Source organism: Geosporobacter ferrireducens, from assembly GCF_001750685.1.
GTDB classification, from domain to species: Bacteria; Bacillota; Clostridia; order Peptostreptococcales; family Thermotaleaceae; genus Geosporobacter; species Geosporobacter ferrireducens.
Genome location: NZ_CP017269.1, coordinates 3,332,426 through 3,349,285, shown reverse-complemented (window position 1 = coordinate 3,349,285; position 16,860 = coordinate 3,332,426). Strand labels below are relative to the sequence as shown.

Below are 16,860 nucleotides of genomic sequence, written 5' to 3'. Positions count from 1 at the left end.
ACCCAGTGCATTAAAATTTAAAGCCTGTATATGATTCTTAATAAAAAAACAGGAGATCAATGGTGATATCTCCTGTTTTTTATCTATCTTATTTTGATAAACTTTAGTGCAAATTCTAAAAAATCATTTTCGTTCATAAAGTACCCCGGTTTGTTTTTGCCCCTATGATTTGCAGTTTCCCATTTGTCCAGAATATCGAACTTTCTTGAGATATTTTGAATTTCTTCATGGCTTACATAAATCTGCATGCTTTTTAAATCTTCCTCTATCTCTGGAAATTTACTTACAATACGATACATTAAACATACCCCATGATAAAATACTTCTGTATCCATATTGTTTTGCATAGCCTCTACAATCGGTTTCATAAAACTCTTTACAATTGCCATATCGTCGGGTAAGGCGTTGCATGACTTAAATATTGACTGTACTTGAATCGGTTTAACTGCCTCCTGAACAGCCTCCATCAATACTGGAAAAAATTCTTTTCTTCTGGTCTTTTCGATGGTTTTCATGCAGATCGTAAACTGTGACCCATTTTCTTCTACACTTCGAAAGAAGATTTGGCAAAATTCTTTGACCTTATTCGGATTTCCGATCATTCGCATATACATTTCCATCGGTTTTTTGTCTGTCTCGTCTAGTTGTTCAAGAAGCCCCTGTACTTCCATGTCAAAAAAATTTTGGTTCACTTTCTATGCCCCCTTAATATAATCCCTTTATGCTAATCCCTATTTAGATTATAGTATATTGTTCTATATTTCTGCAAACTGAAGAACTCATAATTCAGCTATAAGAATGGCCTATTGCAGTTAAGAAAGAGCTTAATATGGCTTTTGAAAAAACATCCCATGTTATGGTTCAACATGGGTGCTTTTTTTTGTGTAATGAAAAGCTCCGGTTTTACGTTAGAATCCAGTAGAGTAAACATAGGAAGTTTTCCTAAAACCATCTCATAAAGATTATTACTGCTATATTCATGAAGAAGATACTGCTTGTTATGACGGAATAGTATAAAGAAATCTATGTTAGAAGGAAATTTTATAAAGGTGTCCTGATATCTATCTATGTTAGAAGACAGGACAATTTCCTTTAAAGGGCTGTTTATCGACAATCCACAAGACTTTCTGTTAGAATAACGAACAAACGTACAAAGATAATGATTATTTGTAAAAGCAACTCAATCTTAATTGCATAAAATTTTCCTGTAGCTTCTGTTAAAAATAGCAATTGTGTATAAATTTAAGAACAATATTTAAGATTTGGCATATTAATTGCGACATACAAATCAAAATATAATAAATACCAAAAAACTTTACTTTTCAACCTAAGAAGAAGGGATGAAAATTCAACGATTTTGCTATCACTATAAGAAAACCTATATAAATTGGAGGGTAAAAAATAACAAATCATTTAAAGGGAGGATTTTTATGAAGGCAGCAGTATGGTATGGAAAAAAAGATGTTAGAATTATGGATGTTCCTGAGCCATCAGCGCCAGGAGAAGGAAAGGTTAAGATTAAAGTTCACTGGTGTGGCATCTGTGGTTCTGACTTACACGAATACTTAGTGGGGCCTATTTTTATCCCAACGACAGAGCCCCATCCTTTAACAGGTGATGTAGCCCCTGTTATTCTTGGTCACGAATTTTCTGGAGAAATCGTAGAGATAGGTCCAGGTGTTACAAACTTTAAAGTAGGAGATCGAGTTGCTCCTGATGCTTGTCAAGTTTGTCATAAGTGCTATGCCTGTAAAATCGGGAAGTACAATGTATGTGATCAGCTAGCCTTCACGGGATTAATGACAAATGGGGCCTTTGCAGAATATGTTGTAGTTCCAGAATACACCCTTTATAAGATACCAGACAATATGTCCTACGAGACAGCTGCTTTGCTTGAACCCCTTGCGGTAGGTGTTCATGCTGTACGACAGGCACCAATTGCCCTGGGAGAAAGTGTAGTAATCTTTGGTGCAGGTACCATCGGATTAGCAACCCTTCAAGCAGTTCGTGCAGCTGGTGTCAGTAAAATATATGTTGTTGAGGTAGCAAAAGCAAGAAAAGATTTTGCAAAGCAGTTGGGAGCTACTGAAGTTTTTGATCCGACCAAAATGGACATTAAGGAAAAGATTAAGGAAGTCACGAAGGGTGTAGGAGCAGACGTTGTCTTTGAATGCATCGGCAGTCATAAAGTAACCCCTATAGCTGTAGAAATAGCAAGGGCCGGTGGAAAGATTGTAATAGTAGGGGTTTATGAAAAAGAAACAAGTCTAAATTTCAATAATGTTGTTTTTAAAGATAAGCATATTATCGGTTCTCTAGCTTATGCAGGGGATTTCGCTATAGCCATTGATTTAATCAATGATGGACGTATCAATGTTGAGCCTTTGATTACAGGAAAAATTAGAATTGATGATTTAATAGAAAAGGGATTTGATGAATTAGTTAACCGAAAGGAAGAAAATATTAAAATTATTGTTACACCATGGTAGTATCGATAATTAACGGCAACAGGTTATTATATACAGAAATCTTTGATAAAGGATAATAATAAAGGACTGCAAAGAATAAAGTCTCGATAATAAAAGTTCTATATTTTTAAATAGCTCCTGGATTATTCAATTAGGTATCACTTTTAATGTTTTTTTATTTAGGAATACAGCTATCCCGCTTTATCCTGCAAACCGGCACTTCCTCCCACTAACTCCATCGTCACATGTTTTTTCAATAAAAAACAATGGTTCCGATTCTATTGGATTCCATTGTTCTCTATTTTTCATCTACTTTATTCTAATAAACTTTAATGCAAATTCTAAAAAATCATTTTCGTTCATAAAATAACCCGGGGTGTTTTTGCCCCTATGATTTGCAGTTTGCCATTTGTCCAAAATATCGAACCTTCTTGAGATATTTTGAATTCTTTCATGATTTACATAAATCTGCAGGCTTTTTAAATCTTCCTCTATCTCTGGAAATTTACTTACAATACGATACATTAAACATACCCCATGATAACATACTTCTGTATCCATATTGTTTTGCATAGCCTCTACAAACGGTTTCATAAAACTCTTTACAATTGCCATATCGTCGGGTAAGGCGTTGCATGACTTAAAGATTGACTGTACTTGAATCGGATTAACTGCCTTTTGAACAGCCTCCATCAATACTGGGAAAAATTCTTTTCTTCTGGTCTTTTCAATAATTTTCATACAGATCGTAAACGCTGATCCATTTTCTTCTACACTTCGAAAGAAGATTTGGCAAAATTCTTTGACCTTATTCGGATTTCCGATCATTCGCATATACATTTCCATCGGTTTTTTGTCTGTCTCGTCTAGTTGTTCAAGAAGCCCCTGTACTTCCATGTCAAAAAAATTTTGGTTCACTTTCTATGCCCCCTTAATATAATCCCTATTTAGATTATATTATATTGTTTTATATTTCTGCAAATTTTGGAACACATAATCTGGCTTTATTTGTAATTTTATATATATCCATCTATACAACCTGAATCTGCCTTTTTAGCCGGATAAGATAGGCAAACAGATCCGCCACTAAGATACCTCCTTTCTATTTCACGTAATACAGATAAAACGATATTTTTCTTGGCTTCATTGTTATTCGGGCCCTTAACTTTACATCTCACGTAGTGCAGATAAAACATTTTCAGGATAACACTTTTTGTAGAGGTACAATATATTTACATCTCACGTAGTGCAGATAAAACAAAAAGAAGTGGATGACAGAATAAAGGTTTTTTATGATTTACATCTCACGTAGTGCAGATAAAACCTGGAGGGGTACTGCTACTGATGCAGGTGGTAATACCATTTACATCTCACGTAGTGCAGATAAAACGTTGCGTAAAAAAGTCAAGCCACTTCTGCCGAAACATATTTACATCTCACGTAGTGCAGATAAAACATACGAGTTCTGGTTCTGTATCTGCTTTTGTTACCCCATTTACATCTCACGTAGTGCAGATAAAACACAAGTAAGCATCCATGATCTTATAGAATATGTTTGTAATTTACATCTCACGTAGTGCAGATAAAACCTATCTTTTTTACTATTTGTCTTACCAAGTTCTTTTAATTTACATCTCACGTAGTGCAGATAAAACTCGACCTGTTTACCCGGGAGCAATTTATCATGTTTCAATTTACATCTCACGTAGTGCAGATAAAACGAAGTGGATGCGTTAGACCTGATAATGCTTATGATATTTACATCTCACGTAGTGCAGATAAAACGCAGATTTTTTCAGAATTGTTGTATGGGGAAAGACAGATTTACATCTCACGTAGTGCAGATAAAACCAATAGAGGCCATATGGTGCGAAGAAGGATATTCGATTTACATCTCACGTAGTGCAGATAAAACTGTATACTTTTTGGTGATTGTATGGTGTTTGTGGTATATTTACATCTCACGTAGTGCAGATAAAACGAAACTCGGCAACCATACATAAAGGGAGCGAATATAATTTACATCTCACGTAGTGCAGATAAAACAATTATTATAAAAAATCACATAATTCCAATCTTTATGATTTACATCTCACGTAGTGCAGATAAAACATACTTAGTGATATTGTTTAGTGTATCCCAAGTTGAGATTTACATCTCACGTAGTGCAGATAAAACCATGATGTTATGACTTTCTCAGAAGCTTCTGACTTAATTTACATCTCACGTAGTGCAGATAAAACTTTGAGCATAAAAAATCCTCGGTTCATTATCTTCCGATTTACATCTCACGTAGTGCAGATAAAACTTGATGAATTCACCAGTAATAATCTCTGTTGCACCCATTTACATCTCACGTAGTGCAGATAAAACGAAATATGCAGGATACCTCCTTCCTATAGAGAATTAATTTACATCTCACGTAGTGCAGATAAAACGCATCTGCAATGCGGATGTGTATCCATTACTACCCTATTTACATCTCACGTAGTGCAGATAAAACTGTACAAACTTCAAGAGCTAATTTTCCATCCTTATCCTATTTACATCTCACGTAGTGCAGATAAAACAAAACCATATCTGAAAGATCAAGAACCTTTCTATTTATTTACATCTCACGTAGTGCAGATAAAACTCTGGAAGGTGAAACCTGCTTGTGGGTCCTTAAACTCATTTACATCTCACGTAGTGCAGATAAAACTCTACAAAAGATCGTCCTTATCATAAGGTTAGTGAAGACATTTACATCTCACGTAGTGCAGATAAAACTTGGCTGAAAATGTGACATATTCTAGTAGTTTTACAATTTACATCTCACGTAGTGCAGATAAAACTGGTGTATGAAATTTAGTTTGTTTAGGCTGCTGTTTAATATTTACATCTCACGTAGTGCAGATAAAACCTGTAAACTCAACAGAGGGCTTCCTGCGCCGGCTAATCAAATTTACATCTCACGTAGTGCAGATAAAACTTGTTCGCTTCTCATGCCTTTCCCTTGCTATCGCTGATTTACATCTCACGTAGTGCAGATAAAACAAAATTCCAAATAAGAATATTTCCATCATAGATCATTAATTTACATCTCACGTAGTGCAGATAAAACTCATTTCCTTCCGAATGTTGTATATATTGATAATCCCAATTTACATCTCACGTAGTGCAGATAAAACAGATGGATAGAAGCATGGAACAGCAAAGGCCTAGGAATTTACATCTCACGTAGTGCAGATAAAACTTGCCTTTTTTTATGCTGACGCTTATGAGCTAGACTAAATTTACATCTCACGTAGTGCAGATAAAACGAAAAGATATATAAAAGAATTAGAAAAGACTCTATAATTTACATCTCACGTAGTGCAGATAAAACTTAATAGAATGAATAAAAAACTTAACAAGGTTTTAACATTTACATCTCACGTAGTGCAGATAAAACAAAGACATTCAAGAAAATAAAGTTAATACAAATCTAAATTTACATCTCACGTAGTGCAGATAAAACTGTACGTCTTTATCCTTAACCTTATCAATCTTCCAAATTTACATCTCACGTAGTGCAGATAAAACTGAGTAAGTTAGAAAATGCATTTGCTAAAAAAGATTGATTTACATCTCACGTAGTGCAGATAAAACGAAGCTTTTGAAGCTACTGTAAAAGCCTTGCAAAATAATTTACATCTCACGTAGTGCAGATAAAACCAAGCCTGGAAGGAGGTGAATAAAGTGGAAGATATTAATTTACATCTCACGTAGTGCAGATAAAACGCAGAAGGAGATACTGATGAAATTCTCGAGTTAGCATCATTTACATCTCACGTAGTGCAGATAAAACATGCCCTTTCCTCTGCCACTGCCCTTTCTTCTGCTTGATTTACATCTCACGTAGTGCAGATAAAACGAAAAGGTATGTAAGCTAGTTGAAAAGGTTGGATACGAATTTACATCTCACGTAGTGCAGATAAAACAATCGGTGCATGGTTCGCCTTTACGACAGGAGAACTAATTTACATCTCACGTAGTGCAGATAAAACGAATGAAAAGAATGTAAATAAAAAAGAAATATATAGATTTACATCTCACGTAGTGCAGATAAAACGTACCTAAGGGTATTGTATCCTACACTAAGTATCAGATTTACATCTCACGTAGTGCAGATAAAACTTATTTTCAGAATCACTCCAAATTGGAACAAAAGCAATTTACATCTCACGTAGTGCAGATAAAACGAATCATCAACTTTCGTCCGATCTCTCCCCATGCCGAATTTACATCTCACGTAGTGCAGATAAAACTTACCTTCCTATACCATACATAAGAGCTGTCGCATTTAATTTACATCTCACGTAGTGCAGATAAAACTGGGATAATATCATGCTTCAGTATGCTGCTATTATAATTTACATCTCACGTAGTGCAGATAAAACTTGCTTGTCATAATACCATTTCTCATTATGTTTATAATTTACATCTCACGTAGTGCAGATAAAACACTTGGGGTCAATGTGGAAGCAGGGAGAGTTCCAGATTTACATCTCACGTAGTGCAGATAAAACCGAATAGATCGAAGAAGGTGATATAACCATCATCTAACATTTACATCTCACGTAGTGCAGATAAAACTTTGCCTGCAAAATCCATGTCAATTATGTAGTATTCATTTACATCTCACGTAGTGCAGATAAAACTCTCCAATATCCACAGTATCCACATCCTTTACTTAAATTTACATCTCACGTAGTGCAGATAAAACCAGCCACATTTCAATAAGTTTGCTCAGATTACACGAATTTACATCTCACGTAGTGCAGATAAAACCCCAAAAACTAAAATAGCTGTATATATTCATTTTAGCCGATTTGCGTTGCTTTGAGAACTGTTTAAAACTCACTTTGTTGCAGTAAACCTTATATAATGTATGTTAATTTTGTAACAACACATTCAAATTCGAGCTTTTTCAATACATTTAAATACTTTCTAAAAAATAGTGGTTTACTGCAATTATAAAAACATATCATCAACATTCTTTTCTTCTCCAATGATATCCTTTGTAATTTGACTAGGTATTTTTATTTTATAAACATAGATCGAATCTTCATGTTTATTAATTTTTCTACTTAGTTCCATCAAACATTTCTCCAGTTTTCCTTCTGTTATTTCCCCTTCAAAAACAGAATTCTGCACCCATATCAAATACTTTTTTAAATGTTTGCGTACCTTATTTACTCTTTTTTCACCTACATCATAAGTCACTATAACAAACATTTTACCACCAAGCTTTCAGCGGTTTATAAATTTCATCGTCTACAAGATGTTTAATCAGCTTATAACACTCTAGCCGTATAAATGTTTTGTAGGATACTTTTCGACCTAATTTTCTGTGTGTAATGGTTGTCTCCAACTTTGCTTCAAATTCTTTTAAGAACTTTTTCTTTCCTTGTTCGTTTAAAAAGCATACCTCTTCTTCTTCATCAAAATCATCTTCTGTGATCATTCTGTTATTGGCTAGGCGAAATATAATTGGATCAATAATCAAGGGCTTAAATATTTCTGCCAAATCTAGACTAAGGGAGAATCTTTTTGTTGAAGGTTGATGTAAGTAGCTGATAGTGGGTTCTAGTTGAGTTTTATAGATTTCTCCTAGAACTGTCGTATAGATCATACTATTTCCAAAAGAAATGAGAGCATTTACGGGATCTGTGGGAGGCCTTTTCTGTCTTTTTTCTAAGCAAAATCCATTTTTCAAGACTTTATTAAAAGCTTCATAATATATTTTTCTAATCCTTCCCTCAGTACCCATCAATTCATCAATTTGACTGGACTTATATATATTGTTTCTCTCAGTTTCTATCTTTTCAATAAATTCTTCTGTTCCCGCATAATTTCTTAAGTTCCTTAAGATATGAAACACTGCACTATCAATAAAAGATTTTGCTAAATATAACCGTTTACTTAAATTGCTATAATGTTCCGCCTGCTTGACCAGTAAAAAACCGGATACATTCTTTTTCCTGGAATAAAAAGTACCGGTATAAAATCCATGGTAGTTGTAAAAATTTAGCAAAATTCCGTATTTGGACACATAGTTCAATAATTTGCTGTTTAGATCTGTTTCTCCAAAGAAATGTATTTTGTCTACATCTTCAACAGGCAATGCCCTTCTAGCACCAATAGCATCTTCAAAATATATGGTATTATCCTTTCTCATGATTCTTCCATTACTAAAAATATAATAATCCCTACTCATTTATCATCATCCTCTTTAATATAACAAAATCCGTAATAAGCACACTTTTTACAATAAGGTAGTTTTTCAAGTCTAGGAGGCTTGTCCCGAGACAAGATATCGTTAATATCAATTAGAGTCTTCTCAATTTCCTTTTCTAATTCCTCTGTTAATTCAATCTCTTCCCTTTTTCTCTCCTTTACGTAATTGATCATTCCTTTTTTCTTGATCCCCAGTTGTTTTAAATAGTATAGATAGTAAACTGTCTGCATATAATCAGCATTAGTCATTTTACTGGAGATTTTAATCTCTCGAATAAAGTCATTATCCATGATATCGATTTTCAACATATCATCTATCAAAATCTCCCTTGTTTCAATCCTGGGATATGAGCTTTCATGAAGGATCTTTCCCTGCAACACTCGATCACTATTATCCTCCATGGAAATTCCCTTATCAAAAAACCACAGCTTTCGTTTACAGATATAGTAATAGTTTACCTTTGTACCTTGGGTTTTTAGTTTTTCAAAATCATAGTCCATAATATCACCTTCTGAGTATACAATTCTCTACTAAAACATGTTGGATAGAGCCTCGTCTACAATGACACCTTTTCCCTTCATAATATCTTCGGGAAAATCATACTCTCTTTCCAAAATCACAAAATTTTCTAGCCCTGCTATGTTTATCGGACTCACAGCGCCTTTATTCTTTTTTACCTTGTAAAGGGGAACATTTACAGTGTACTTGCTAATCTCTCTTCTCAATCTTTTCCTTTCGTTTTTATCAGCTTCAGCTTTATACTTCTGAAGCAAGTCATCAATGCTTTCATAAATCTCTCTTGGTATCGTATTTATACTTTCAATATCTCGCAAAACTCGCTGTGCCTCGTTAGAAGATAGTTCATAATCATTGTTTGTATCTAAAAAACTAAGAGCATTTTTGAATGTCTTTAAGAATCTTGTCTCTTTTAGATTTTCTTCTGAATAAAGATGATCCACCATGTTCACTTTATCACGCTCTGATAATTCTTTAAAGTTGTATTCCGTGATTGCTGCTTTGCCCATATTCCAAATATCCTTGTCATAAATCGTACCTATGCCTTTTACTTCTTCTGTGTAAATATAAGCATTAGGCTCGCTTAAATCAAATTTCCTCTTTCTATAGCATCTTCCCAAACGTTGGAATAAGCTATCCAACGCAGATAATTCCGTAAATAAATAGTCAAAATCTACATCCAGAGATGCCTCCACAATCTGTGTTGTAATCCAGATGCCTTTTGTGTCTGACATATTTGCAAAGTCTTTAATCTGTCTTTCCAAATAGCTCCTATGCTTTTGTATAAATAGAGAATGCAGCAAATATACATCCGCTTCTCCTGTTCTCGACAGCTCTCCGTAAAGTTCTATTGCCCTATCCACCGTATTTACTATAACAAGTACTTTTTTCTCCTTTCCTCGTTTGATAATCTCATCAATATCACTCATGATGGCTTTGTCTTTAACTTCAATTTTATGTCTTATCCTATCACTCAAATATTCTCCCATCACAAAGTCATCTTGAGTTAATACACCTCTTTCCTGTAAGGTTTGAATATATAGCTTAGGGAGAGTTGCTGTCATGATCATAAATTTTCCACCTATCTGATGTATCATTTCTAATCCCTTTAATAATACTGCTGCTATATCCGGACTATATGCTTGTATTTCGTCAATTACTACTTTAGAATAAGCCATTGTTGCATACAACTTTTCATATCCTCGGTACTTAAAAGGAAATTTAAAGATTTGATCTATCGTTGTAAACGTCAGTTTGCTTGACAATATTCTTGAATGATCATATATTTCTTCCCAATTTTCGTAGCCCGCTTCATCTAAGTGGTCCATACTCGTTGAATGGAGCAATCCTGTATATTCATAGCCCATGCCATCTTCTTTCTTCTCTATATCTTCTTTTTTTGTTACTCTATCATACAGAGCATTGATACTGACCCTTAAGGGCAGAGTAAAAAACGCTTTATCATTGTCTATCCATAACAGCGCAGATTCTGTTTTACCCATTCCCGTAGAGGCAACCACAATTAAATTTTTTTCTTTATTATTTTGAGAAAATATCTGTACATCTCTCAACGGATAGTTTTTCCTTGTCAAATAGTCTGAAGTATATTGGGCTACATTTTTATTCACATCTCTTTCTATTTCTTCAAAATAATCTTGTAAAGATGCAGAAGCAGAGTGATCAATTCTATGAAGCAACCCTTTAATTAAGACATACAGAAAGTAATTTTCATCATCTGATTTTATGCGTTTTAAGGATGAAATATATGCCGTGTATTGAGACATTAATTTGTCTGGAACCTCTACTAACAATTCATTTCTTACATTCTCTATCTTATATTGTAAGTCTTGTTCTATAATGTCTCTTATTTTTAAAGTATCCGGTTCTTGATTCCTTTCATGATGATAGGCAATAGCTTGAACTAACACCTGAAATTCTTTCTTTGAAAGACCTAAATCTTTAAAATGAGGTAAAAACGCAGGGGATAAATAATTATGTGGTAAATCATAATCAACAATTTGTTCTACTCCTTGAATTTCCGCTTTATATTCTTTACGTATATTCTCAATAATTTTATTTTGAAATTGACAATAGATTTTTCCTGCATCATGATATCGTACCGCTGTTAACAACATATTCCACATTTTAGGATTCTGTATTTTCTTTCCATAGCATTCTTGAAGAAGATAATAATTTCGAATTAGTTTATCTGTATGCTCCTTCAAACTTTCAATAGGTTTTGACTTTGCATATATCATCATATATAAACCTCCTTGAGCAAACACCACACTTAGATAAGTGTGGTGTTAAAATAAATCAAATCTCCAGGCTCCCCGTCATTATCTACTTGTACTTCGTCTGTTATCTCTGTACCTTCTTCTACATATTTGACATCAATTTTATCCCATTGTCTCAGTCCATTCACTACATTGTACTTCCAATTTAATCTATAATTAATACCATCTACATCAGAAGGCAAAGAATCTACAGGAATATATATAGGGTTTTGAATAATGAATGACTCTCCCTCTAAATCTGGATCATATGATTTTACTTCAACATATTTTACTTCATCAATCCTCACAAGGTCCTCTTTTCGTCCCAAACTCAAATGTTCCTCTAAGTTCTTCAGTCCTTCAACAATACGGTTTAAGACTTCTTCTACTGCATCTACATGTATAATCAATTGCACATTATACAAAAGATGTATATTTAATGGCATTTTTGTTGTTTCATTTGGCTTAAAAAAATACATACTTTGATAATTCACAAATTTGCTTTCATAATTGCCTTGAATAGAAATCCTCATCGGTACTGGTGGCGATCCTTCTTCTACCTTTAAAATTTTATGAAGCATGCCTTTTACTGTTGAATATGGCGGTAAGGGGTAAGTTTCCCCTACTTTGAATGCAAAAGGCTTTTTATAGCATGCCGTTTCTTGAAATAGCTTTAGTTTTAAAACTTTCATATACTACCTCTGATGATAAATTTCATCTAATTTTTCTTCTAGAGCTTTAAAGTATTTCTCCACAGACAGCACCTGATTAGGTAGAATTTTTTTGAACTCAGCCTTATTGGCAAATATATCATCAACCATACCGATGATTGTGTCCTCTTTGATGGACTTGTCAAATAGCGTTGTCTCTAAAGCACTTTCTATTGGCTTTATTTTAATAGAATATTTATCGCCTTTGGTTTCTAAATCAATTCTTCCTTGAAAAAATGGATTTGCTATATCATAAATACCACCTATTACAAACAACGGAGCTAATGTTTCCTGTCTTCCTCGTATGTTTCTATTTAATAGCTTTACGATCGTAAGCAGTTCCTTAACTCTTTTCTGTTTCTCAGAATTATCTAATATAACCTTTCCATCTACCCCAACCTTATCCAGGTCAATTGTAATGGTGTATGTATAATAGCTTTGATGCTGTTCCACATTGACAGGGTCACATTGTTCATGGATACGATCGGCAAGTCCTTTACTTGTCATAAAGTCCATATCACTTTTATATGGTTCTACTGATATTGCATGACTTATCCTTGCCGCAGCGGATCGAGTATCTGCTCCACCTTTTTCATTGTCTCCTTTAGCTTTTGTCTTCATATAACCGAATAAATCCATTTCCGGTGAATCTTTAATTGTATACTCATCTTTAAACTGCATTGTTCCTTTGCTTTTATCAACAACTTGCAGATTCCAACTAAATAATTCGTGTCCCAGTCTTGCAATATCATATCTCAAGCACTGCCTCGATGCGTAGGTATAAACATTTCCGTTTCCTCTTCTTAATTTTTTTAATTCCGAAATATTTCCGATTCCTTCACCGTAATTTAATGAACCAGCTTGAAAAATCACTGTCATTGAAAGTCCTTTTGCCATATTATTTATCCTCCTTTACACCATGATTTTCACTTGAGATTAATCCGGATACAAATGCATGGGCAACCGTTTCAAATTCTAAATCTTGTTCATGCATTACATTTAAAAAGATTGAAGGTACTTCTTTACCTGCAGTCATATAAATCCTTAATAGCGAATCCAAGAATTCCTTTTTATTACCTGCCTTGCTTGCATTTAAAAGACGATATGCGATTCCCTGAATTTTGTTCTCTGATTGATTTCTTTTGAAATAAGTATTCAATTCTTGTCCGCTCTTGTAGATAACCCATATTTTCTTACTATCCACTTTTTCACACCCTTCCTTCGTTCTATTAAACTTATGTTTTGCTATGGTAGCCAGTAGGGCATCATACGCCGAGTATTTTTCGGAAGAGATAATACTTCTCAACTTGACTTCTATCAATCGCTCAATATTATTGGCAATCTGTTCTTTACCTTTACTTTTCTCATTGTATTGATACGTTATGGTCTTGATAGTCTTATTATCTAACATTAATGCAACGAGGTCCTTCTTAAACGTCTTGTCTTTTATTTCACCTAAATCATTTTGTGCGTGCTTTTTGAAATACGAGGCCACATTTTTAGGGATATTAAAGTAGTTTAATTTGCAATTTTTAGAGTCTATATCCATTTTAAACTCTATAAACAATATATTTTGAAGCATCCACTTACTCTTTTCCCTTGCCTCACTGACAATATCATATATCAAGCTCTCAAAAACATTATCTTCTTCTTTTTTAAGTCTTAAGTTTTCATTCTGTCTGAATAATTCATATACATCTGTATCTAGATTTACAAATCCAAAATACTCATCCTGCATATCAACAGTACCGGCAGGAGTACAAAGCAATATAAGCTTTGCTATATCGCTGATAGGATAGAATGTACAAAAATCCCACATATAATTTTTTGCATTGTTATTACTGACTGCAAGAGGTGCGAAAACGCCTTCTGTGAAATCATTGGTTGCTCTGAAATTTTCCCATACGGAGCAGTACAGCATATCTTCATAAAAACATTTTTTGACCGCTTCCAATGAATCCCTTGTTTTGGCAAGTCCAGATATCGTTTTTAACATTTTTTCATAATTTTTTGACAGACTACTGTCTTTCAATTCATTTTCAAGGTTCATCTTCAATGCGTCAATGTCTTTGCTCTGATCCATTAATTCACTCAACCCAATCACAGGCTTTATATAATCTCTGAACATTATCTCACTTTGCTCTTCTACAGATTTAGCAGCACATGGCTTTTGTAAAAAACTAGCTTGTCCAAAATACTGTTTGGAAAAAATACTTCTTACAAAATTAATTGACAATTTATTATTTACATCTTTTACTGTCATAAGTTTCTTAAATTGTGAAACGCTGTCCTTTAATTCTTCTATCTGATCTGCTTTCTTAATTTTGCTGAGGTTCTTATAAATTTCATCAAATTGCTGTTCAAATACCTTATTTTCAAGCTTTCCCTTTATCTTTTTACGATTATTATCTACAACCCCTTTTATCCAATCAGTAGCATTTTTAAACTTATCTTCCTTCTGAGCGATCAACAGATATCGGTCAATCTTTTCACATTCCCGAACGGATATATCATATCTTTTTAGAAAATAGTCAAAATAGTTTTTATGAAAATCCTCTAATAATTCACTGTTGAATTCTATATAGTTGTTTTTCATCTTTTTTATGTCATTATCATCGATTTTACCTGCTTCCTTCAAAATCCTGATAAAGCCAATCAATCCCATATTAATAAACCAATCATTCAAATACAATTTTAGTTTCAGTTAAATCACCTCCACCATTCCAAATCCCTGATTTCTCTTAAAGCTGATCCCTAATGCATATAAATCTTTTAGATCATCTACATTACCCTTTAGTTTAAAAGTGCCTGCATAGGCATGGATCTGTAAATGCTTGTCTCCTGTATTAGCTTTGTAGTCTCTGATTTCTTCTTTAACAACCGTCTTCTTCATCTGTAAAGGTATAAAATCCAGTTTTTCTTGTAATCCTTGTCCACGATAGTTTCGCAGTACAATATCAGCAATGTAGTTCAATTCATCTACATAGGTTTCATCTTCCGGTTTCATAAATCGATGATTTTTTGTTTTGATACATATGGGAGATAGAGTTTTTAACATTACTTCACTGCTTGTAATTTCTTTTTCTTTCACTAAGTCTATTCTGATCTTGTTTAATAAATAGTCTTTATACTTGAACTGATTGAGCTTCAGCAAACCATTATATACCTTAATCATAAATTCTAAATCCGGTGAACTGATATTTAATACAACTTTATCTTTGATGCTAAATATTTCATCTGCAATTTCGTAATCTTTCATGTATACGGCAAAGGTAAAATTCTTGCTCTGTTTGTTTGCCGCATCTCCATACTTGTACAGTTTTTGAAAATAATCACTATCTGAAATTTTCAAAGCCTCCTTGATTAGGCTTACAAACATCATCTGGTAGGTAATGGGTATTTTGCTGGCTTTGTATTCACATTTTAGACGCATTTTTTCACCTCCTCATATTTTCATTGTACTGATCAACCTGGTCAGATATCAGCACATAATAAAATTTAATAAATTTTGTGCATATTTTTTATTTCATTTTTTATTTTATCCGCTAGGAATTGAGGACTGATTACTTTCACCTTGCTTCCCATACTCAAAATCCAACTCTTAATCTCTTCAACCCCTTTCATCGTTGCCTCATATATAATAGAATGATCTTCTTCATTTTCTGTGATGATTTGATTTTCTACCCATATTTTTTCTTTCACGATCTGTGACATTGGATGATATACCTTCAATTTGATATGGATTTCATCATCTTTGAAAATACCAATGCAATTTTTCATGTACTCGTCCAGATCAAAAGATTTATCCGCTAAAAACTTTTCATTAAGAACGGTATATTCATGTATTCTGCATAGCTTGAAATCTGCAATAGCTTGTTTTCTCTCACAGTATCCTGTAAAGTACATATCTCCTTTGTACTGTATCGTTGCATAGGGTCTTACAATTCTTTCTGTCAAACCTGAACTCAAAGAAGTATATTGAATTTGTATTTTATTTTTGGTTAAAGCAGCGGCATGGATATCGATCAATTTTTTCCTTTCTTCATTTATGTTAATATTTGCTTTTGTTCCTTTCGCGATGAAATTAAAAATATTGATCCTGTCTTTTTCGTTTTTCCCACTTATATACACTTGTTGAATTTTTTGCAATGCAGAATCATAGTCTTTCAAAACAACATGGTTTGATTTTTCCAGTTCTTCTTTTATCATTAGAAATGTCAAATATTCTTCACAAGTCAAATTGAGGCCAAGAAGATAATTGTCATTGTGAAGATAATATCCACCATGTTTTCCTGCCTGTGAGTCTATATATATCATTGCCTGTTCTAAGTCATCCCGATATCTTCTTACGGTTCTCTCATCAACCTCTAATTCTTTTGCTATATCCCTTATTTTCATTTTACCTTTACTTTGAAGCAATAAGTATAGTTTCAGAGCATTTCCTATGGAGCTCATTAGAAAAAGCACCTGCTTTCCTTTTTATTTCGTTAACCCAAGCATATGTAATTATTTCGACTGAAATATTTTTTATCCTCCACTAATATACATAAATTCCAAATTATCTACAAAAGTCCGTTATTAACCATTTATTCTTGATCCTTCTTTATACTATATTTCTCTAATACATC

At 33.5% G+C, this 16,860-nt stretch carries 12 protein-coding genes and 1 CRISPR repeat array; of the genes, 1 reads left to right on the top strand and 11 read right to left on the bottom strand.

Translation table 11 applies throughout. From position 1 onward, the window contains the following. Nucleotides 1-83: 83 nt before the first annotated feature. Nucleotides 84-692: a hypothetical protein gene (locus Gferi_RS15660; RefSeq protein WP_069978098.1), complete on the bottom strand. Its 609-nt coding sequence runs from the start codon at nucleotides 690-692 to the stop codon at nucleotides 84-86. Between the two features lie 738 nt (nucleotides 693-1,430). On the opposite strand from Gferi_RS15660, the gene Gferi_RS15655 reads away from it, so the two are divergent. Next, the gene (locus Gferi_RS15655) at nucleotides 1,431-2,489 is read left to right on the top strand and encodes a 2,3-butanediol dehydrogenase (RefSeq protein WP_069978096.1); all 1,059 of its coding nucleotides are present in this window, start codon (nucleotides 1,431-1,433) and stop codon (nucleotides 2,487-2,489) included. Between the two features lie 288 nt (nucleotides 2,490-2,777). On the opposite strand, the gene Gferi_RS15650 is transcribed toward Gferi_RS15655, so the two are convergent. From Gferi_RS15650 to Gferi_RS15605, 10 genes are all read right to left on the bottom strand, one after another. Next, nucleotides 2,778-3,386 carry a hypothetical protein gene (locus tag Gferi_RS15650; RefSeq protein ID WP_069978094.1) on the bottom strand — a complete coding sequence of 203 codons (609 nt, stop codon included), beginning with the start codon at nucleotides 3,384-3,386 and terminating at the stop codon, nucleotides 2,778-2,780. A gap of 247 nt (nucleotides 3,387-3,633) precedes the next feature. Beyond that, nucleotides 3,634-7,280: a CRISPR direct-repeat array (repeat unit 29 nt; unit sequence ATTTACATCTCACGTAGTGCAGATAAAAC). 183 nt (nucleotides 7,281-7,463) lie between these two features. Then, complete coding sequence (gene cas2 / locus Gferi_RS15645; protein WP_069978091.1) at nucleotides 7,464-7,727, bottom strand: CRISPR-associated endonuclease Cas2; 264 nt, start codon at nucleotides 7,725-7,727, stop codon at nucleotides 7,464-7,466. Nucleotide 7,728: 1 nt separating this feature from the next. Continuing rightward, entirely contained in the window at nucleotides 7,729-8,709 is a 981-nt protein-coding gene (gene cas1b / locus Gferi_RS15640; RefSeq protein WP_069978089.1) for a type I-B CRISPR-associated endonuclease Cas1b, read from the bottom strand. Further along, nucleotides 8,706-9,230: a CRISPR-associated protein Cas4 gene (cas4, locus tag Gferi_RS15635; RefSeq protein WP_069978087.1), complete on the bottom strand. Its 525-nt coding sequence runs from the start codon at nucleotides 9,228-9,230 to the stop codon at nucleotides 8,706-8,708. Before cas4 ends, cas1b begins: the two co-directional genes overlap by 4 nt. Nucleotides 9,231-9,260: 30 nt before the next feature. Next, entirely contained in the window at nucleotides 9,261-11,507 is a 2,247-nt protein-coding gene (locus Gferi_RS15630) for a CRISPR-associated helicase/endonuclease Cas3 (RefSeq protein ID WP_069978085.1), read from the bottom strand. Nucleotides 11,508-11,536: 29 nt separating this feature from the next. After that, complete coding sequence (gene cas5b, locus Gferi_RS15625; protein ID WP_069978083.1) at nucleotides 11,537-12,214, bottom strand: type I-B CRISPR-associated protein Cas5b; 678 nt, start codon at nucleotides 12,212-12,214, stop codon at nucleotides 11,537-11,539. 3 nt (nucleotides 12,215-12,217) lie between these two features. Beyond that, on the bottom strand, nucleotides 12,218-13,129 hold the full coding sequence (gene cas7i / locus Gferi_RS15620; protein ID WP_069978078.1) for a type I-B CRISPR-associated protein Cas7/Cst2/DevR: 912 nt from the start codon (nucleotides 13,127-13,129) through the stop codon (nucleotides 12,218-12,220). 1 nt (nucleotide 13,130) lies between these two features. Next, nucleotides 13,131-14,897: a type I-B CRISPR-associated protein Cas8b1/Cst1 gene (gene cas8a1, locus Gferi_RS15615; RefSeq protein ID WP_156782412.1), complete on the bottom strand. Its 1,767-nt coding sequence runs from the start codon at nucleotides 14,895-14,897 to the stop codon at nucleotides 13,131-13,133. 39 nt (nucleotides 14,898-14,936) lie between these two features. Then, nucleotides 14,937-15,665 (bottom strand): CRISPR-associated endoribonuclease Cas6, encoded by a 729-nt coding sequence (gene cas6, locus Gferi_RS15610; RefSeq protein WP_069978074.1) that lies wholly within the window; start codon nucleotides 15,663-15,665, stop codon nucleotides 14,937-14,939. Nucleotides 15,666-15,730: 65 nt separating this feature from the next. After that, on the bottom strand, nucleotides 15,731-16,687 hold the full coding sequence (locus Gferi_RS15605; RefSeq protein WP_069978072.1) for a helix-turn-helix transcriptional regulator: 957 nt from the start codon (nucleotides 16,685-16,687) through the stop codon (nucleotides 15,731-15,733). Nucleotides 16,688-16,860: the final 173 nt, after the last annotated feature.

Bases quoted from the DNA above. Each gene is read 5' to 3' on its own strand.
- Gferi_RS15630 (WP_069978085.1), bottom strand. From the start codon at position 11,507: ATGATGATATATGCAAAGTCAAAACCTATTGAAAGTTTGAAGGAGCAT.
- cas6 (WP_069978074.1), bottom strand. From the start codon at position 15,665: ATGCGTCTAAAATGTGAATACAAAGCCAGCAAAATACCCATTACCTAC.
- cas2 (WP_069978091.1), bottom strand. From the start codon at position 7,727: ATGTTTGTTATAGTGACTTATGATGTAGGTGAAAAAAGAGTAAATAAG.
- cas1b (WP_069978089.1), bottom strand. From the start codon at position 8,709: ATGAGTAGGGATTATTATATTTTTAGTAATGGAAGAATCATGAGAAAG.
- Gferi_RS15605 (WP_069978072.1), bottom strand. From the start codon at position 16,687: ATGAGCTCCATAGGAAATGCTCTGAAACTATACTTATTGCTTCAAAGT.
- cas7i (WP_069978078.1), bottom strand. From the start codon at position 13,129: ATGGCAAAAGGACTTTCAATGACAGTGATTTTTCAAGCTGGTTCATTA.
- cas5b (WP_069978083.1), bottom strand. From the start codon at position 12,214: ATGAAAGTTTTAAAACTAAAGCTATTTCAAGAAACGGCATGCTATAAA.
- cas4 (WP_069978087.1), bottom strand. From the start codon at position 9,230: ATGGACTATGATTTTGAAAAACTAAAAACCCAAGGTACAAAGGTAAAC.
- cas8a1 (WP_156782412.1), bottom strand. From the start codon at position 14,897: ATGGGATTGATTGGCTTTATCAGGATTTTGAAGGAAGCAGGTAAAATC.
- Gferi_RS15655 (WP_069978096.1), top strand. From the start codon at position 1,431: ATGAAGGCAGCAGTATGGTATGGAAAAAAAGATGTTAGAATTATGGAT.